The organism is Ruegeria sp. AB5 (assembly GCF_056542645.1).
Window position 1 is genome coordinate 155,033 of sequence record NZ_JBQGAE010000006.1, and the last position, 18,637, is coordinate 173,669.

Below are 18,637 nucleotides of genomic sequence, written 5' to 3' on the forward strand. Positions count from 1 at the left end.
GCTATGGAAACCCGAGCGAACTATATCCTGATCGGCGCGTTCACCCTTGCGGGACTTTTGGGCGCGTTCGGCTTTTTCCTCTGGCTCGCCAAATTCGAGGTGACCCGCCAATACGCCTATTATGACGTGTTGTTCGACAATGTGTCGGGATTGTCGGCGGCCGGTGGCGTCAGCTTTAACGGCCTGCCGGTCGGTCAGGTGATCTCGTTGAATTTGGATCAGGATGACCCGTCAAAGGTTCGGGTACGCATCGAAGTGGACGCCGGCATCCCGGTAACCGAGGATACTATTGCGCAACTGCAGTCGCTTGGCGTCACTGGTGTCGGCTATGTCGAATTGACCGGAGGATCGGCAACTGCCGCCCGCCTACCGCAAGAAAGCGTCATCAAAAGCAAACGCAGCACGATCCAAACCCTGTTCGAGGGTGCGCCGAAAGTTCTGGATGAGGCGGTGACCCTCTTGCAGGAACTGAATTCGGTCGTGGACGAAAAAAACCGCAAGGCCGTGTCTGACATACTGGAGAATTTGGCCTCGGCCACCGGAAAGTTGGATAAAACGATGTCTGACTTCGAAACCCTGTCTGGCGATATCGGCAGTGCGGCCAAGGATATCGGCGAATTCACCAAACGTCTGGACCCACTGATCACGACGGCAGAGACCACGCTGAAGACGGGAACCGAAACCTTGAAATCCGTCAAAACAGCCTCGGAATCGGCCAAGGGTGCGTTGGATGAGGCCAAAACGACCCTGGCAACCGCCAACCGCGTGATTGATGAGGATATCCAACCCTTGATTCAACGCGGGTCGGAATTGGCCGATCATCTTACGCGGCTGACGAATGAGGCCAGTGTTTCGCTGGGGGTGATCACCGAGACTGTTTTGAACGCCAACACAACACTCGCCTCCATCACCACGGCCATGGAGTCGACAAAAGGTGCCCTGGCTTCGGCCGAGCGTGCCTTTGATTCAGCCAATCGCGTGATGGAAGAGGACGTGGCCCCCGTTGCCGAAGACATCCGCAAAGCGGCCAATCAAGTCACTGAAACCGTCTCGAATATCACCGAGAAGATCGACAAAATCTCGGACGATGTTCTCAGCGCGTCAAACTCGGCGAAAGAGCTGTTGGGCACAGTCGACAACATCGTTCAGGATAACAGCCGGCAGGTTTCGAATTTCCTGCGGGTCGGTCTGCCGCAATTCGTTCGCTTTGTGGAAGAGGCGCAGCGGCTGGTCATCACCCTTGACCGGCTGGCCGACAAGATCGAACGCGACCCGGCACGCTTTCTGCTGGGCACCCAAGCATCGGAGTTCCGTCAATGATTAGGCCCCTGTTATTAACCCTGATCTTGCCGTTGCTGGGGGCCTGTACCGGGCTGGACACGTTGCGGCAGGCGTCAAAGCCCAATGATCTGTATCTGCTGACGCCAAAAAGCACGTTCTCTTCCTCGCTTCCCCGGGTTCAGAAGCAGGTCGTGGTGCAAGAGCCAACGGCCACCGCCGCCGTCAACACCGACCAGATCGCCATCCAGCCCACCGCGCTGCAAGTGCAATACCTGCCGCAAGCGCGTTGGGTCGATCGCGCGCCACTGATCGTGCAGGCACTGATGGTCGAAAGCTTTGAGAACTCGGGCAAAGTGGCAGCGGTGGGTCGATCCACTGTTGGCCTGCGCGCCGACTACGTCATCCAGCCCGATCTGCGCGAGTTTCAGGGGCTTGTTGTCTCGGAAACCGAAGACTCCAAAACCGTGCGTGTCGAAGTGCGTATGAACATCAAGATCATTGATGAGTTCGAAGACAAGATTATCGCCTCAGATTCCTTCCGCGAGTATGTCGTTGCGGCCAGCGACCAAACCCCCGATCTGGTCGAGGCATTCGACATTGCCCTTGGTAAAACCATGCGCGACGCGGTGGAGTGGAGCGTGCGAAGGATCCACACGCACGCGGCCAACAATCCCAGACCCTCACTGCAATAGGGTCAGGATATCCAGCTAGAACGACTGGGCCGAGGCGCGTTTCCAATCCGCTGCGAACTCGGCGGGGATATCGTCGGTCAGCAACACCCCGTCATCGAGGAACGCGTGAAGTTGGGCATAGGAATGTTCCCGCTCATCCGCAGTCCGGCGGAGAATATCGCCCGGTGTCAGCTCTGATACTTTCTCTTTGCCCATGGCGCCCAACAACTCTCGGAAGCTTTCCAATGTGGCGTCGTGGTATCGATGAACCCGCTGGCGTTTCTGTGGCACGTTCACTGCGCGCCCTCGGATCGGATCTTGCGTGGCCACGCCCGACGGACAGCGGTTGGTGTTGCAATGCAAAGCCTGAATGCAGCCCACGGCAAACATCATCGCACGGGCGGCATTGCACATATCCGCGCCCAGCGCGAATTTCTCGACCATGTCGTAGCCGGTCGCGACCTTGCCTGAGCAGATAACGCGTATCTTGTCACGCAGACCCGCTCCACGCAGGCAATTGTTCACGAAGATCAGTGCCTCGTTCAGTGGCATTCCAAGACGGTTTGTGAATTCAACCGGCGCAGCGCCTGTTCCACCCTCAGACCCATCAATGGTGATGAAATCCGGCAGGATGCCGGTCTCAAGCATCGCTTTGCAGATTGCCATGAATTCCGACGGGTTCCCGATGCAGAGCTTGAAGCCAATCGGCTTGCCCCCCGACATCTCGCGCAAGTGCTGCACAAACTCCATCAACCCGGTGGGACCCTCAAAGGCGGAATGGATCGGTGGTGAAATCACGTCCTTATGTTCTGGCACACCGCGGATCTCGGCGATCTCTTTGTCGACTTTGGCAGCGGGCAACACGCCCCCGTGCGAGGGTTTCGCACCCTGAGACAGCTTGATCTCGATCGCCTTGACCACATCCAGCTTGGCGCGTTCAGCAAATTTATCCTTGTCGAACCCGCCATCATGGGTGCGGCACCCGAAATACCCGGTACCGATCTGCCAGATGATGTCTCCGCCCTCAGCCAGATGATGCGGTGACAGGCCTCCTTCGCCTGTGTTATGGGCAAAGCCGCCGTCTTTGGCTCCGCCATTCAAGGCGCGGATTGCATTGGCGCTGAGCGCGCCAAAGCTCATGGCGGACACATTCAGACGGGAGGCGCTGTAGGGCTTTTCGCATTGCGGACCGCCCAAGATCACACGTTCTTCGCTTTCGTCCACATGTTTGGGCGCCAGGGAATGGTTGGCGCGGTGATACCCTACGGTCGTGATATCGTATTGCGTTCCGAAGGCCTGCGTGTCGACCTGACCCTTGGCGCGAGAATAGATCAGGCTGCGAATGATCCGGTTGAAGGGCCGTCCGCTTTCGTTGGTTTCCACAAAATACTGTCGAATCTCGGGGCTCACGAATTCCAGCATGTAGCGGAAATGCCCCAGAACCGGGTAGTTGTTCAGAACATTGTGCTTGGTGGTCAGCATGTCATACATACCAATCACTGCATAAGGGACCAACAGCAGCAGCAGCCAATGCGCAGGCGGCCAGAAAAAACCCAAGACCGCCACCAAGGGCAGACAGACGAAACTCAGAAAATAATAGAGCCTGCGTACAACCATTCCTGATCTCCTTGGGTGGGTTGCTACCGGGTGCGGTCCGAAATCCAGACAGATCGGAACCGAAAATGTTGAAGTCAAAGTGAAACAGCTTGGCTTTTGATTGCAAGCCTTTAGACAAACTGAATACAAACCGGACGCGAATGTGAAACCGCGTTACAGAGAGTGTTGATCGCGCGCGTGCCGGTCCAATCGCAACATAAGGTATCGATTTTGGCGAGATCTGAACCCCACACTGAACGACGAGGACGTTTCTGGATGATCCTGTCCGTCTTTGTGGGCGGTGCGCTGGGGTCCCTGCTGCGCGAGCTTTTCGCGCTCGAGATTCCCGGCGCTCCGGTCCTGACCGCCACGTTCGGTATCAATATGGTCGCCTGTTTTGTACTGGGCTGGCTCTATTCCATTCGCCACCGGGTTCACGTCCATGTGCTGCATCTGGGTGCAGTCGGATTTTGCGGCGGGTTGTCGACATTCTCGTCCTTTGTCGCCGAGCTTGAGCGCATGGCCTCAACCGCGGTGTGGACCGCGCCCGCAGCCGCCGGTTTGGAAATCGCGTTTGGTCTGGCTGCTGCCGTTGCAGGCGAAACTCTGGGCCGTCACATTCATGCGGGACGGGGCAACAATGACTGAGCTCTACCTGCATGCGATGTTCGGGTTGGGCGGCGGGCTTGGCGCGGTGCTGCGACATTGGCTTACCTTGCGAATTACCCATACCTTCCCCGTATCCACTTTGATCGTAAACGTTCTGGGCAGCCTGCTGCTGGGCCTGTGGATCGGTTACCTGGGCGGGCCTGTGGAAATGGGTGAAGAACAGAAGCGTCTGGTATTCGGGTTTTGCGGCGGGTTCACCACGTTCTCCAGCTTTGCCTACCAATCGCTGGAACTGCGCCGAGACCATACCCTTGCGCTCGCCGCTGGCAATATTCTACTCAGCCTGGTTCTGTGTTGGGGTGCTTTGTGGCTAGGGTTGGAATTGACACATTAATGTGAGTGTACCTGGGTTGCGGTGCCCGGCTTAGGTGCCCGGCAAAACAACAACAAAGGCAGCGTAGCCAGAGCCAACAGCCCCAAATTGTTGAACACAGTCAGGTATGAGATCATTTCAGCCTGCCGCGCAATTTCCTGCCCCAGAATCGCACCCCCCTGAGCGCTGTCCGGTGTCAGACCCAACGGTTGCAGATAGGCCTGTGCCGCCGGGTTGTACGGCGTGACATTCTGGCTGAGCACGGCGGTGTTGGTCTGCAACCCGCGCACCACCCACGTACCAACAAGCGAAATGCCAACCGAAGACCCAAGCTGGCGGGTGACATTGAATAGCCCCGAGGCCTCGTCCTGCCGCCTTTGGCTGATGCTTTCGAACGCCAGTATGGACATCGGCACAAAGACAAGTCCCATACCCAGACCGCTGATGATGCCGGGAATGGCCAATTCCCAGAAACCTGCGTTCAGGTTCAGCATACCCATCATGAAATTGCTGATGGCCGTCAGTGTCATTCCGATCCCGGCCAGCACCCGTGGATCAAAGCGTGTTACCAGAACCGCCCCGGTCGCCACCATGGATACACCGGCTGCCAGACCGCGCGGGATAAACAGATGGCCGGATTCAATCACCGGATAGTTCAGCAGGGTTTGCACAAAGGTTGGCAGAATGGCGATGCCTCCATAAAGTGAAATCGCAAAACCGACGATGACCATATTGCACAGGGCAAAGTTGCGATCCGTAAACAGGCGCAAATCCACCACCGGTGTTTTTGTCGTCAGGCAGTGCACGATCAGCCCCAACGCACCCAGAACCGACGCGATCGCCGCAACCTGTATGATGCGCGAGGTCAGCCAGTCTTTGGTTTGGCCCTGATCCAGAATGAACTGAAGGCATCCGATCCCAAGCGCCAACAGCGCCAATCCCTGCCAGTCTATCTTCACCTCTTCGGTTTCATCTTTCGGCAGCTCACCGGCCAGCAACAGCAGCGCCATAGCCGCGATGGGAAGGTTCACGAAAAACACCATCCGCCACGAGAAATACTCGGTCAGGATCGCACCCACGGTAGGACCCAGAACCGGGGCCACAACAACCCCGAGACCAAACACGGCCATGGCCTGCCCCCGTTTTTCGCGCGGAAAGGCATCAAACAGGATGGATTGGGACAGCGGGATCAGGAAGGCCCCGAACATGCCCTGCGCAAGGCGGAAGAACACGATGGTCTGAAGGCTCCACGATAGCCCACACATGATCGACATACTGGCAAAGCCGGTCACGGCGGTCAGGATCAAGCGGCGGCGCCCGACCCTACGCGCCACAAAACCGGTCAGCGGCATCACGACAACGGCGGAAACGATATAGCTGGTCAGGATCCACGTCGCCTGATCGGTCGTGGCGCCAAATGCCGCCTGAATATGGGGCAGCGCCACGTTGACGATCGTGCTGTCCAAAACTTCCAGAATTGCGCTGCAGACCACGGCGACCACGATCACCGGATTGACGTGACGGCTGGTCAACGCAGTCATTGACCCGACGCTGCCGCCGTCGTGTCCACGACCACTTTGCTGCTGCCCCCGACCCGCAGGGGCGCGTCGGTCGGATCAAGATCGATCCGTACAGGGAAGCGGCGGGTGACCTTGACCCAGTTGCCACTGGCGTTCTCGGAGGGCAACAACGAGAACGTATCCCCCGACCCGCGCCCGATCGAGGCGACTTTGCCGGTCAAGGTCAAACCCGGCAGCATGTCCACTTGCACCGAGACCGGCTGACCCGGACGAATGCCCGGCAGCGAGGTTTCCTTGAAATTGGCATCCACCCACCACTCTGAGGACTCGACGATTGAAAACTGCGGGGCATTTGCCGATACCGAAGATCCGGGCCGCAAGGTCAGGTTGGCGATCCAACCATCAGCGGCAGCGTAAACCTTGGTCCAGGCCAGATTGGCCTTGTCGATCTCCAACTGCGCGCGCGCCGACAAAATGTCATCCTGCTTCGCCGCCAGTCCGCCCTGCAAGGCCAACAGGTTGGATTGGCTGCTGGTCAACTGTGCAGAGGCCTGAGCAAAGTCCGAGGTCGTCTGATCCAGCGAAGACTGGGCGACATCCCCAGTTGCAAACAGTGCCTTGGCCCGATTAAGTGCCTTTTGCGCCGTATCGTAAGCGGATTGCGCACTCGCCACCGACGCCTCAGCCGCTGCAATCTGTGTCGCGTATGACTTCGCTTGTTGCTCGGCACTGTCCAGGTTGGCCTTGGACTGATCCACCGCCGCCTTGAACTGCGTGTCATCGATGGTGAACAGCAGATCGCCGCTTTTGACGGTTTGATTTTCGTTCACATGTACCTGTGCCACCTGCCCCGTGACCTGTGGCGCGATGTAAATGATGTTTGCCCCGATATAGGCGTCCTGGGTCGAGGGATAACGCTCTTCATGGCGCCAGAACAGGTACAGGCCCACGCCAATCGCACCCAGCATGACAAGAATTGCGACCAGCTTGAGAGATTTCATGACTCAGACCTTCGTTCTACATTGGGTGCATGTGCATTCGGATCGCAAGGTTGCCCAGAATCCAGACCGTCCCGAGAATGATGATCAGCAAGACAAGGGTTGAGAACAGGATCAGATCCAGATCCTCGCGGCTGCTGCGTCGGCGGTCGATATGCAGGAAATAAACCAGCTGAAAAATAAGCTGTGCCAGACCTAGCAGACCAATGGTCAGATACACTCCGGTCGTTTCAATTCCGAAACGATAGGCAGCTCCGAACATCGCAAATGTCAGCAACAGCGAGCCACCGTAGCCGATCATGTAGCGCCGCCGCTCGCGTCTGTGCATCTCGGAACGCCTATCCATAGCTGAGCCCTCCGAAATAGACGATTGTGATGATGCCAATCCAGATCAGGTCGAGGAAGTGCCAGAACAGCGCCAACCGAACCACGCGCGAGATGACCAGATCGGTCATGCCCATCACCCGCAACTGAATGCCAAGCACAACCAACCACACGCACCCTGCCGCCACATGCAACCCATGCAGCGGAACCAGACCATAGAATGCAGACAGGAACCCGCTGCGCTGCGGAACGCCACCTTTTTCGGCCATCGCCATGAAATCCCGGATTTCCAGAACCAGAAAGCTTATCCCCAAAAGTAGCGTGACCCCAAACCACAGAATGATTCTGGGTCGGGGTAGATTGTATTTCAGGGCCAGCATTGCCAACCCAACAGTCAGACTGCTGGTCAGCAGGATCATGGTTTGGGCGAAAATGCTGGTCAGATCAAACAGCTCGTGCGGACCCGGACCACCGGCCTGCGCGTCGATCATGGTGATGTAGATGGCGAACATCAGGCCGAAATAGACCAGATCGCTCATCAAAAAGACCCAGAAGCCAAAGGTGACAACTTCGGACGCCTTATGAGCACTGGCATGGCGGTCGCCCAGGTTTATGCCCGGATAGCTGTGGGTTGGGGCACGTTTCATGTCACCGCCTCCATGTCAGGGCGGGCGAGGCCGCGGTTTTCCGGCGTTGTTTCGTGATCGCGGTCCACGGCAGTTTCGCTGTGTACCAGTGCCAACCAGGCCTCATGCTCTTCACGCACCTGTTCAGCGGGAATGGTGATTTCGGTGCTGGTGTCGAATGTCCAGAGGATCAAGGCCAGAATCATGACAACGGTCATCAGTGCAGCCAGCCACCAGATCCACCAGACCAGTGCAAACATCCAGATGCCGCTGGTTACACAGAGGATGAACCCAATGCCTGTATTGCGCGGCATTTCTATGTCCTCATAGGCATCAGGCGTCGGGTACGCTGCCCCGCGTTCCTTGGCGGCAGCAAAATCGTCGCGCCCGGTCACCTGCGGAATGATGGCAAAGTTATAGGGCGGTGGCGGCGCAGGGATTGACCACTCCAATGTGCGCCCGTCCCACGGATCGCCGACAGGCACACGGGTTTTGTCGCGATCGCGGATGCTGACCCAAAGCTGGACCAGAACCGAAAAAAGCGCCGCCGTTATGACCAGTGCGCCAATTACGGCGACAATCATGTATGGGTGAAAGCTTGGGTCTTCCCAACTGAATGACCGGCGCGGCATTCCCATGAGTCCCACGAAATACAGCGGCAGGAAGGTGAGCATGAAACCAACGGTCCAGAGCACAACCGTCACTCTGCCCCACCCCTCATGCAAACGGAATCCGAAGGCCTTGGGAAACCAATAATTGTAGGCGGCCAACAACCCAAAAAGGACACCCGGCAGCAGCACATTGTGAAAATGCGCCACCAGAAACAGTGTATTGTGCACCTGATAGTCGATGGTCGGATTGGCCAGGATCACCCCGCTGAGCCCACCGATGACGAACAGCATCAGAAAGGCCAGACCATAAAGTATCGGCACCGAGAATCGGATACGCCCGCGCCACAGTGTCGCCATCCAGTCATAGACTTTCACGCCGGTTGGAATGGCGATCAGCATGGTTGCGATGCCAAACACCGCGTTGATCAACGCGCTTTGGCCCATGGTGAAAAAGTGATGCAGCCAGACGGTGAAAGACAGCACCGCGATCGACATGGTGGCGATCACCAGTGAGGTATAGCCGTACAGCCGCTTGGCCGAGAAGGTTGCAAAGATCTCGGAATAGATACCGTAGGCAGGCAAGACCAGCAGGTAGACCTCGGGATGACCAAACAGCCAGAACAGGTTGGCGTAATTCATCATGTTGCCGCCGAGGTCATTGGTGAAGAAATGGAAATCCAGATAGCGGTCGGCGGCCAACATCAATGCGGCCACCCCCAAGGGCGGCATCGCAAAGACAATCAGGATCGAGCTGCAGATGATCGTCCAGCAATACATCGGCAGCCGCATGAAGGTCATGCCCGGTGCCCGCAGCTTGTACAGCGTCACGGCAAAGTTGATCCCCGTCAGCGTTGTCCCGATACCCGAGACGACAATGGCCCAGATCCAGTAATCAGGCCCAACTCCCGGATTAAACGCAGCCCCGGTGTAGGGCGGATAGGCGGTCCAGCCCCCGGTCGAAAAATTCCCCACAACCAGCGACACCATAAGCATCATGCCCGCCGAGACGGTCAGACCGAGGCTGATCTGGTTCATGACCGGAAACGCGACATCCCGCGCGCCGATCATCAGCGGAATGACATAGTTGGCGATGCCAAAGACAAAGGGGACAGCCACGAAGAAAATCATGATCGTGCCGTGCGTGCTGAACAGTTCGGCAAAATGTTCGGCCTCAAGGAACCCTTCGCCCGGTCCTGCAGCCTGTTGAGCGCGCATGACGACGCCTTCCAGTACACCCCGGGCCAGCATCACGATGGCAAAGACGATGTACATGATTCCGATTTTCTTGTGATCGGCGCTTGTTAGCCAATCGCGCCATAGCGGTCCCCAAAGGCGAAACCACGACAACAGAAAGACCACGACGACCGCCCCTACTATCACCACCGCAGCCGCTGCATTGGCAACGATCTCGTTTGTATTGGGGTTCTGGATCAAGCCGGTGATGGGTAGCGCGTCCCAACCGAGGCGACCGAAAAAACCGGTCTCTGATGTCATTGGCCTGCCTCCTGCCCAAACGCGGCTGTTCCCGGTTGCTGATCCAAAGGCAAGGCCGCGCCGGAGTGATAGCGGTGCAGGATCGTGCGGAACAGATCCCCGTCATCCAGTCGGAAATACAAGGCATTGTCCGGCATGGCATCCGTGCCGAGAGCGGCCTGTACCTCATCCCGGTCCGTGCGCATGGCTAGGGTCTGATAGGTCGCCTGATCCAGGACAATGCCGTTCTGACGCACTTGCGCGACCCAAGCGTCGAAGTCATCGGGCTGCATGGCAACGGTCTCGAACTTCTGTTTGGTGAAACCACGCCCGTTGTACTGTGTGTTTTCGCCCTGCATCCTTTCGGCATGGTCGGCAACCAGATGCAACTGCGTGGTCATCCCTGGCATGGCGTAAATCTGACCTCCAAGCGCAGGGATCATGAAGGACTGCATCACTGTATCCGTCGTCAGTGTCATGGCAATCTGCTGTTTGACGGGAATACCCAATTCACCAACGCTGGCGATGCCCAGATCGGGGTAGATGAACAGCCATTTCCAATCCAGGCCGACAACCTGAACCTGTATGGCCGGCTCTTCTCCGAACGGGGCGGAATACGGATCCAAACGATAGGTTGTTTTCCAAAGGTAGAAGGATAGAATCGCCACAATAGCTACCGGAACACCCCACATCAGCACTTCCAATGGGCCCGAAAACGCCCAATTCGGTCGGTAGGCGGCCGTCCCGCCCCTGCGGCGACGGTAGCGCAGCGCAATCAGTGGCACCAGCACGAGAACAGGAACAACTGCAATCAGGATCAGCACTGTCGCGCGCAGCAAATGGGTTTTCTGAAGCGCTGCAATGGGACCTTGGGGATCCATGAAACTGTCGCTGGCAACGGCCATCTGCGCCGATGTCATAAGAGCCAAAAGGGCTACCCACATCGCAACTGACATGAGGGTCGTTCTGACCATGGTCATAGGCGACTGTCCTCTCCTGCCTCACTTTCGTGTCAACTATCGGCAGATACAGGAATTTTCTCAAGGGATTTTCTACCTTGATGATTGCTTTACCCCCGGTCTGCTCACCCATGGCCTTCGCCGGACCCACATGACCGGGGCTGAGGGTCACGGTTTCAGTTGACTTGCGCCGGATCGCAGGACAGAGATTGAACGGCATGCGTATGTTCGTTCTGACCCTTTGCGCGATCTTGCTGGCCGACGGCGTGGCCGCTCAGGATCGTGCCGAAGTTGAACAGCAGTTTCAAATCTGGCTGCAAGAAACCGTCTGGCCCCAAGCCCGTGCCCGAGGTGTCTCGCGAAAGACAATGGAGCAGGCATTTGCCGGGGTCCGATTGAATTGGGATTTGCCGGATTTGGTGCCACCAGGTCGTTCTTCGCAGGCACCAGAACCGCAGTCTCAGGCCGAGTTTGGTGCGCCTGCACGCTACTTCAAAGCGGGTGCCCTTCAGGGTGCTACATCCCAAGGGCGCAAAATGGCCAAGCGGCATGCCGCAACGCTTGCGCGTGTCGAGGCAGATACCGGCGTTCCCGCCCATATCATATTGGCTATTTGGGGCCGGGAGAGTGCGTATGGCCGGGCCGCGATCCCGCACAACGCTTTTCAGGTTCTGGCCACCAAGGGTTTCATGAGTACCCGGGCAGAGTACTTTACCGATGAGTTGATAGCCGCCCTTCAGATTACCGAGGCAGGCCATCAAGCCGGTCACAAAATGAAAAGCAGTTGGGCGGGTGCGCTGGGGCAGCCGCAATTCATGCCATCGAACTTTCTGAACTATGCCAAAGATGGCAGCGGCGACGGCAAGGCCGACATATGGGGGTCCGCAGACGATACGATCGCGTCGATCGCAAATTACCTTGCGCAACATGGCTGGGTCGCGGGCCGTGACTGGGGATTTGAAGTGCGCGTTCCGCAGTCGGTCAGTTGCGGTCTGGAAGGGCCTGACCAGGGGCGTCTGGTTCAGGATTGGGTCTCGATGGGCGTCACACGCGTTTCAGGCCGCGCATTTCCAAAGCATGAATTGGCAGCCGAAGGGTATCTGATGATGCCCGCTGGACGACACGGGCCCGGATTTCTGGTGACGCCGAATTTTTATGTCCTCAAAGAATACAACAAAAGCGATCTCTACGCCTTGTTCGTGGGTCACGTTGGTGACCGTATTGCGTTTGGTGTTGGGGATTTCGACGCGCGCTGGGACCAGATCGATCGTCTCTACCGATCCGATATCGCAGCCATGCAGCAGGTACTCGAGGCTATGGGACATGATGTAGGTGGCGCTGACGGGCTGCCGGGGTTTAAAACGCGCCGATCCATTGGGCGCTGGCAAGAAACTGAAGGAAAACAGCACACATGCTTTCCCAACAAGAAGATCATTGATGCGATAGCTCGTTGAACCAGAGGCTCACTGAATTGCACAGCAACCCCAACCCACTCGCGACTTGCCGGTTTGGATCAGAATGACCCGGAAAAAGCCTCTTGCTGCCATTGCCGTGCCATAGAATGATGCGATGCCTCAGAAAGTGGACTTTGACACGTTCCCACCAACATGGCACGATCTGTCCGATTATAGCTTTGAGAGCCGGACAATATTGAATGATCCGGTCGCGCAGCCTAAGAGGAAGAACCCGATTGGCGATTGCCGCGCGGCGCAATTAGATTGAGAGGCACTATGACACGTAAGGTCACCAAGGCGATTTTTCCTGTGGCAGGGCTTGGCACACGGTTTTTGCCAGCGACAAAATCTGTCCCGAAAGAGATTATGACACTGGTTGATCGCCCTCTGGTTCAATACGCCATCGACGAAGCGCGCGCTGCTGGGATCACCGAATTCATCTTTGTCACTTCGCGCGGGAAATCCGCGCTTGAGGATTACTTCGATCACAATCTTGTTCTGGAGCAAGAGCTTAAGACGAAGGGCAAGGACAAGCTGCTGGAAACGCTCAACGCGACAAACATGGAAAGCGGCGCCATTGCCTATATTCGTCAGCACAAGGCACTTGGGCTGGGGCACGCCGTTTGGTGCGCGCGCCGCTTGATCGGAGACGAACCCTTTGCCGTTATGCTGCCCGATGATGTGATTGCTGCCGACAAACCCTGTCTACAGCAGATGATCGAAGCCTACGCAGAAACGGGCGGTAACATGGTCGCCGCAATGGAAGTTCCGCCCGAGCAGACCAGTTCCTATGGCGTATTGGATGTTGGTGATAATGTCGGGACAGTGGTCCGCACGCGGGGTATGGTCGAAAAGCCCAAACCCGATGAGGCCCCGTCAAACCTCGCGGTAATCGGACGTTATGTTCTTGGACCGTCTGTGCTTTACAATCTGAACCAGAAGAAAAAGGGCAGTGGCGGAGAGATCCAACTGACCGATGCGATTGCAGAAGATATCGGAAACGGGGTTCCCGTTTTTGGGTACAAGTTTGAAGGTCAGCGGTTTGACTGCGGCTCCAAGGCGGGATTCTTGCAAGCCACTGTCGCCTTTGCTCTTGCCCGGAACGACCTGCGGGATGACCTGAGCGCGTATTTGCACGACATCGTCGCAGCAGACAAAGCGGCGCAATGATCACTGAATACTGAGCGCGACATCGAAATCAATTCCATCTGACGCAGTGTTAAAGGCCGGAACACAATGACCACCGTTTATCCAGTGATTCTGTGTGGAGGGTCCGGCACGCGGTTGTGGCCCTTGTCCCGCAAGAGCTACCCGAAACAGTTCGTGCCTTTGATCGGTGAAACCAGCCTATTGCAGGAATGTGCCGACCGGATGCGTGGCCCGGAAAACGCGCCCTACGCCAAACCCATGATCCTGACCAACGAAGCCTTTCGTTTTGTGGTGCCGGAACAGCTAGCAGCCATCGGGATTGATCCCGGACCCATCCTGATTGAACCGGAAGGGCGCAACACTGCTCCGGCGGTGCTTGCCGCAGCTGTGTTTCTTGCCGAAACCGACCCGGATGCGGTCATACTAGTTGCCCCCTCAGACCACGTCGTGCCCGATCATACGGCCTTTCACACCGCCGTTGCCGAAGGCCTGCGCACGATAGCCGAACGCCAGGATCTGGTGACCTTTGGCATTACCCCGGATCGACCGGAGACAGGATATGGCTATCTAAAGCTCAGCGACACCCCGGACACACGCGCAGTTCCATTGGACCGGTTTGTCGAAAAGCCCGATCTGGAGACGGCCAAAACCATGCTGGCCGATGGCAGCTATTTGTGGAACTCGGGTATTTTCCTCTTCGCGGTCCGCGATATCATCGCGGCCTTTGAACAACACGCACCCACCTTGATGGCCCCGGTCAAATCGGCCGTGGCCGATGCAAAGACGGATCTTGGTTTCCTGCGGTTGGATGCCCAAGCCTGGTCGACCATCGAAGACATTTCGATTGACTACGCTGTGATGGAAAAGGCCGAGAACCTGAGCGTCGTGCCTTATGCCGCCGGGTGGTCAGATGTTGGCAGCTGGTCTGCCGTTCAGGACCTGACGGATCCGGATGCAGACGGCGTTGCAACGACCGGAGAAGTCACAGCCATAGACTGTCAGAACGTCCTGATACGGTCTGAATCTCCAGCTCTAGAAGTCGTCGCCATGGGCTTGCAGGACGTTATTGCCGTTGCCATGCCTGACGCGGTTCTGGTCGCGAGTATGGACAAGGCCCAGGACGTCAAAAAAGCCGTCACAGCGCTGAAAGCCAAAGGCGCAAAACAGGCAGAAGAGCTGCCGGTGGACCATCGCCCCTGGGGCTGGTTCGAAAGCCTGGTGGTTGGGGACCGGTTTCAGGTCAAACGCATCCACGTACATCCGGGCGCAGCCCTGAGCCTTCAATCACATCATCACAGGTCAGAACATTGGATCGTTGTTGAAGGGACTGCAAAAGTCACGATTGATCAGGAAGAACGTCTGGTTTCCGAAAATCAATCGGTCTACATCCCGCTTGGCGCGGTGCACCGGATGGAAAACCCGGGCAAAGTGCCCATGGTCCTGATCGAAGTTCAGACAGGCACCTATCTGGGTGAGGATGATATCGTCCGATACGAAGATATTTACGCGCGCGACTGAACCAGTTTGGACTTCGATCCAACGCGATGTGTTTTTGGGACTTGAGCGTCCCACTGAAAGAAAAGTTAACAGGAATACCTCCGGGCGTTCGCTCCGGTCAGACAGATTTCACGCGCTGCACGGCAGGGTGGCGCGCAATCAAATCGTCGGACCGACAGCCACAGGAGGACGCCCGTGTCTCAGACCTCACCCAGATTGAACCTACCGTTTTTGCAACCGTCGCAAGCGCAAAAACACGTCACGCATAACGAAGCCCTGCGTCAGCTGGACCTTGTGGTGCAGTTGAGCGTTGCGTCAACCGGCAGCACCAACCCGCCTGCAGCCCCGGACCAAGGGGAAACCCACGCTTTGGGTGCGGCCCCGACCGGAGACTGGGACGGGCATGCCGGAGATCTGGCGGCTTGGTTGGACAACGCATGGCATTTCGTAACTCCCGACACCGGTTGGCGTGCCTGGGATCAGGCGAACGCAAAGCTCAGGGTCTGGGACGGAACGGGCTGGATCGACCCGCAAGTCGAGACGGCAAATCTGGACGGTGTCGGTATTGCCACGGGCTATGACAGTACAAACCGCTTGTCCGTACGCGGGCCCGCCACGTTGCTGAGCCATGATGGCGGCGGTCATCAGTTGAAAATCAACAAATCAGCGGCTGGCGAAACCGCGTCATTGTTGTTTCAGTCCAACTGGACAGGGCACGCTGAAATGGGCCTGTCTGGCGACACCGGATTTTCGATCAAAGTCTCCCCCGACGGCGGCACCTGGACCGAGGCCTTGCGCATTGACCCGGCCACGGCCACGGCCAGCGGTTCGTCTGTACAGCAGAGCCCCGCCGACACCACAGCCGGTCGCCTTATGCGTGCCGATTTTGGGTACGGGCCGGGCAATCTTTTGGGGTTGGTTTCTCAAGCTACGGGGACCCCAACCGGTGCCGTGATCGAACGCGGTAGCACGGCAGAAGGAGAGTATGTGCGCTTTGCCGATGGCACTCAAATCTGTTCAGCCACACTGTCGGCTGTGGAATGCACAGCGGGCGAAGGGCCCCTGTTCGCAAGCAACGCAATAAGCTGGACCTTCCCGAAACTCTTCGCCTCATCGCCGAGCGTCAGCGGCAGTGGTGGCAGCTTGGGTCGGTTTGTGGCGTTTGATGGCCCATCTTCGACCCAGGTGACGTGCAAAGCTTTGTCAGCGACCTCGGATACGACGCTTCACGCACCAACCGTAACAGCAATTGGTCGCTGGTTCTGAAATTTCGCGGCCCGGGCCATGCGCCCGGGTTACTACTGCGCCCGCAGCTCGTTGTCGGCCTGCGCCAGAAACCACGCATAGGTTTCGCGAATGCCGTCCTCTAGACCGGTTGACGCCTTCCAACCCATATCTGACAGACGCGTCACATCCATCAGCTTGCGCAGTGTTCCGTCTGGTTTCGAGGTATCTTGCGCTATACGCCCTTGATAGCCGGTCACCTTGGCCACCAAGGCCGCAAGTTCAGCGATCGAAACATCTGTGCCGCAGCCCACATTGATATGGCTCAGCATCGGCTGAGTGTTCGCCTCATAAACATCCCGTGGCAGATCAAGAACGAACAATGACGCCTCGGCCATGTCATCCACGTGCAGGAACTCGCGCCGTGGTTTGCCGGTTCCCCAGATCACGACTTCGTTCAGACCGTCTCGTTTTGCCTCGTGAAAACGGCGGATCAAAGCGGGCAGCACATGACTGTTTTCCGGGTGAAAGTTGTCGCCCGGCCCATAGAGGTTGGTCGGCATGACCGAACGATAGTCGACCCCGTGCTGCCGGTTATAACTTTCGCACAGTTTGATCCCGGCGATCTTGGCGACGGCATAGGGTTCGTTCGTCGGCTCAAGAACGCCCGTCAACAACGCATCTTCTCGCATCGGCTGGTCCGCCTCGCGCGGGTAGATGCAGGAACTGCCAAGCTGTAACAGGGTCTCGACACCGGCCTCAAACGCTTGATGGATCACATTGCATTCGATCATCAGGTTTTTATAAATAAAGTCAGCGGGATAGGTATTGTTGGCATGAATGCCACCGACCTTCGCCGCAGCCAGAATGACGACATTCGGCTGCTCGGTCTGCATAAAGCTGCGCACCTCTGCCTGATCGGTCAGATCAAGTTCGGAATGGGTCCGTGTGATCACCGACAGATCTTCACCCGCTGCCTGCCGGTGTTGCAACTTTCGCAGAATGGCACCTCCGACCATGCCGCGGTGGCCTGCAACGTAGATCTTGCGCATTGCCCTATCCGTTCTCCAAAGATACCGGCAACTCATACCCGTGCTGCTTGAGCAAGGCATGGCGCTTGGCTGTCTTGAGGTCCTCGCGCACCATCTCGGCGCACATCTCCTGTACGGTGAGTTCAGGCACCCACCCTAGCTTTTGCTTCGCTTTCGAAGGATCACCCAGCAGAGTTTCAACCTCGGCCGGGCGGAAATAGCGGGGATTGATCCGCATAACCACGTCTCCGGGATTCAACGCCGGTGCGTTGTCGCCATCGACCGCCTTGACGGTTGCAATCTCATCCACGCCCTCGCCGGAAAACTCGAGTATAACGCCCAACTCGGCCGCCGACCACTCGATGAACTGGCGCACGGAATACTGCACGCCGGTCGCAATCACGAAATCTTCCGGGGTATCCTGCTGCAACATCAACCACTGCATGCGCACGTAGTCCTTGGCATGGCCCCAGTCCCGCAAACTGTCGATGTTGCCCATATACAGACAGTCTTCGAGGCCTTGTGCGATGTTGGCCAGCCCACGCGTTATCTTGCGGGTCACGAAGGTCTCGCCCCGGCGTGGGCTTTCATGATTGAACAGGATGCCGTTACACGCATACATGCCGTAAGCCTCGCGATAGTTCACGGTGATCCAGTAGGAATACAGCTTGGCCACCGCATATGGGGACCGCGGATGAAAGGGCGTGGTTTCACGCTGCGGCGTTTCCTGCACCAGTCCATACAACTCCGAGGTCGAAGCCTGATAGAACCGGCATTTTTCTTCAAGCCCCAGAAACCGGATCGCTTCGAGGAGGCGCAAGGTGCCAATGGCGTCAACATCTGCCGTGTATTCCGGAGATTCGAAACTGACGGCCACATGCGATTGCGCCCCAAGATTGTAGACTTCGTCTGGCTGAACCTGCTGGATAATCCGCGTCAGGTTCGACGTATCACTCAGGTCCCCATAGTGCAGGTGAAGCTTGGGATTGGGCTCATGTGGGTCCTGATAGATGTGATCAATCCGCTGCGTGTTGAACGAGGACGCCCGGCGTTTGATTCCATGCACCTCGTATCCTTTGTCCAACAGGAATTCGGCCAGGTAGGAACCGTCCTGACCGGTAATGCCGGTGATCAATGCCGTTTTGGTCATGACTATGCCTCGTATCCATTCATGCATCTGCTTGTTGTCTCAAAAACAGCAAGAAGATTGGGAATGCAACCCAGGGCACAAGTCTGCTATT

The 18,637-nt window shown here is 57.2% G+C and carries 17 protein-coding genes; 8 read left to right on the top strand and 9 right to left on the bottom strand.

The genetic code is table 11. The features are described 5' to 3' along the window. Nucleotides 1-3: 3 nt before the first annotated feature. Both ACR0L4_RS12845 and ACR0L4_RS12850 read left to right on the top strand, forming a co-directional pair. A complete protein-coding gene (locus tag ACR0L4_RS12845) occupies nucleotides 4-1,320 on the top strand; it encodes an MlaD family protein (protein ID WP_170749650.1) in 1,317 nt (438 codons plus the stop codon). Continuing rightward, entirely contained in the window at nucleotides 1,317-1,973 is a 657-nt protein-coding gene (locus ACR0L4_RS12850; protein WP_480513434.1) for an ABC-type transport auxiliary lipoprotein family protein, read from the top strand. Before ACR0L4_RS12845 ends, ACR0L4_RS12850 begins: the two co-directional genes overlap by 4 nt. 15 nt (nucleotides 1,974-1,988) lie before the next feature. On the opposite strand, the gene ACR0L4_RS12855 is transcribed toward ACR0L4_RS12850, so the two are convergent. Then, nucleotides 1,989-3,569 carry an FMN-binding glutamate synthase family protein gene (locus ACR0L4_RS12855; RefSeq protein WP_480513436.1) on the bottom strand — a complete coding sequence of 527 codons (1,581 nt, stop codon included), beginning with the start codon at nucleotides 3,567-3,569 and terminating at the stop codon, nucleotides 1,989-1,991. A gap of 255 nt (nucleotides 3,570-3,824) precedes the next feature. Between ACR0L4_RS12855 and ACR0L4_RS12860 the strand changes: the two genes are divergently transcribed. Both ACR0L4_RS12860 and ACR0L4_RS12865 read left to right on the top strand, forming a co-directional pair. Further along, complete coding sequence (locus ACR0L4_RS12860; protein WP_480513438.1) at nucleotides 3,825-4,196, top strand: fluoride efflux transporter FluC; 372 nt, start codon at nucleotides 3,825-3,827, stop codon at nucleotides 4,194-4,196. After that, a complete protein-coding gene (locus ACR0L4_RS12865; protein ID WP_480513440.1) occupies nucleotides 4,189-4,551 on the top strand; it encodes a fluoride efflux transporter FluC in 363 nt (120 codons plus the stop codon). The genes ACR0L4_RS12860 and ACR0L4_RS12865 overlap by 8 nt, the downstream gene beginning before the upstream one ends. On the opposite strand, the gene ACR0L4_RS12870 is transcribed toward ACR0L4_RS12865, so the two are convergent. From ACR0L4_RS12870 to ACR0L4_RS12895, 6 genes are read right to left on the bottom strand one after another with little or no spacing between them, the layout of a single operon-like run. Next, nucleotides 4,548-6,071 carry a DHA2 family efflux MFS transporter permease subunit gene (locus ACR0L4_RS12870; protein WP_480513442.1) on the bottom strand — a complete coding sequence of 508 codons (1,524 nt, stop codon included), beginning with the start codon at nucleotides 6,069-6,071 and terminating at the stop codon, nucleotides 4,548-4,550. The genes ACR0L4_RS12865 and ACR0L4_RS12870 overlap by 4 nt on opposite strands. Beyond that, complete coding sequence (locus ACR0L4_RS12875; protein WP_480513444.1) at nucleotides 6,068-7,051, bottom strand: HlyD family secretion protein; 984 nt, start codon at nucleotides 7,049-7,051, stop codon at nucleotides 6,068-6,070. Before ACR0L4_RS12875 ends, ACR0L4_RS12870 begins: the two co-directional genes overlap by 4 nt. 16 nt (nucleotides 7,052-7,067) lie before the next feature. Continuing rightward, nucleotides 7,068-7,394, bottom strand: coding sequence for a cytochrome o ubiquinol oxidase subunit IV (locus tag ACR0L4_RS12880; protein ID WP_480513446.1), 327 nt, complete (start codon nucleotides 7,392-7,394; stop codon nucleotides 7,068-7,070). Continuing rightward, the gene (locus ACR0L4_RS12885) at nucleotides 7,387-8,019 is read right to left on the bottom strand and encodes a cytochrome c oxidase subunit 3 (protein ID WP_170749657.1); all 633 of its coding nucleotides are present in this window, start codon (nucleotides 8,017-8,019) and stop codon (nucleotides 7,387-7,389) included. Before ACR0L4_RS12885 ends, ACR0L4_RS12880 begins: the two co-directional genes overlap by 8 nt. Then, nucleotides 8,016-10,103, bottom strand: coding sequence for a cbb3-type cytochrome c oxidase subunit I (locus ACR0L4_RS12890; protein ID WP_480513448.1), 2,088 nt, complete (start codon nucleotides 10,101-10,103; stop codon nucleotides 8,016-8,018). Before ACR0L4_RS12890 ends, ACR0L4_RS12885 begins: the two co-directional genes overlap by 4 nt. Further along, nucleotides 10,100-11,062, bottom strand: a complete 963-nt coding sequence (locus tag ACR0L4_RS12895) for a cytochrome ubiquinol oxidase subunit II (RefSeq protein WP_480513450.1) — start codon at nucleotides 11,060-11,062, stop codon at nucleotides 10,100-10,102. The genes ACR0L4_RS12890 and ACR0L4_RS12895 overlap by 4 nt, the downstream gene beginning before the upstream one ends. 197 nt (nucleotides 11,063-11,259) lie before the next feature. Here ACR0L4_RS12895 and ACR0L4_RS12900 point away from each other — a divergent pair, with 197 nt between their 5' ends. The 4 genes from ACR0L4_RS12900 (at nucleotide 11,260) to ACR0L4_RS12915 (ending at nucleotide 16,407) form a co-directional block, all read left to right on the top strand. Beyond that, nucleotides 11,260-12,495, top strand: coding sequence for a lytic murein transglycosylase (locus ACR0L4_RS12900; protein ID WP_480513452.1), 1,236 nt, complete (start codon nucleotides 11,260-11,262; stop codon nucleotides 12,493-12,495). A 276-nt stretch (nucleotides 12,496-12,771) separates the two neighbouring features. Next, entirely contained in the window at nucleotides 12,772-13,665 is an 894-nt protein-coding gene (gene galU / locus ACR0L4_RS12905) for a UTP--glucose-1-phosphate uridylyltransferase GalU (RefSeq protein ID WP_170749661.1), read from the top strand. A gap of 66 nt (nucleotides 13,666-13,731) precedes the next feature. Further along, nucleotides 13,732-15,162 carry a mannose-1-phosphate guanylyltransferase/mannose-6-phosphate isomerase gene (locus tag ACR0L4_RS12910; protein WP_480513455.1) on the top strand — a complete coding sequence of 477 codons (1,431 nt, stop codon included), beginning with the start codon at nucleotides 13,732-13,734 and terminating at the stop codon, nucleotides 15,160-15,162. A gap of 174 nt (nucleotides 15,163-15,336) precedes the next feature. Then, entirely contained in the window at nucleotides 15,337-16,407 is a 1,071-nt protein-coding gene (locus tag ACR0L4_RS12915; RefSeq protein WP_480513457.1) for a DUF2793 domain-containing protein, read from the top strand. A 32-nt stretch (nucleotides 16,408-16,439) separates the two neighbouring features. Here the strand turns inward: ACR0L4_RS12915 and fcl are convergent, their stop codons facing one another. Further along, nucleotides 16,440-17,417 (bottom strand): GDP-L-fucose synthase, encoded by a 978-nt coding sequence (gene fcl / locus ACR0L4_RS12920; RefSeq protein ID WP_480513459.1) that lies wholly within the window; start codon nucleotides 17,415-17,417, stop codon nucleotides 16,440-16,442. Nucleotides 17,418-17,421: 4 nt separating this feature from the next. Continuing rightward, nucleotides 17,422-18,546 (bottom strand): GDP-mannose 4,6-dehydratase, encoded by a 1,125-nt coding sequence (gmd, locus tag ACR0L4_RS12925; RefSeq protein WP_480513461.1) that lies wholly within the window; start codon nucleotides 18,544-18,546, stop codon nucleotides 17,422-17,424. Between the last annotated feature and the right edge of the window lie 91 nt (nucleotides 18,547-18,637).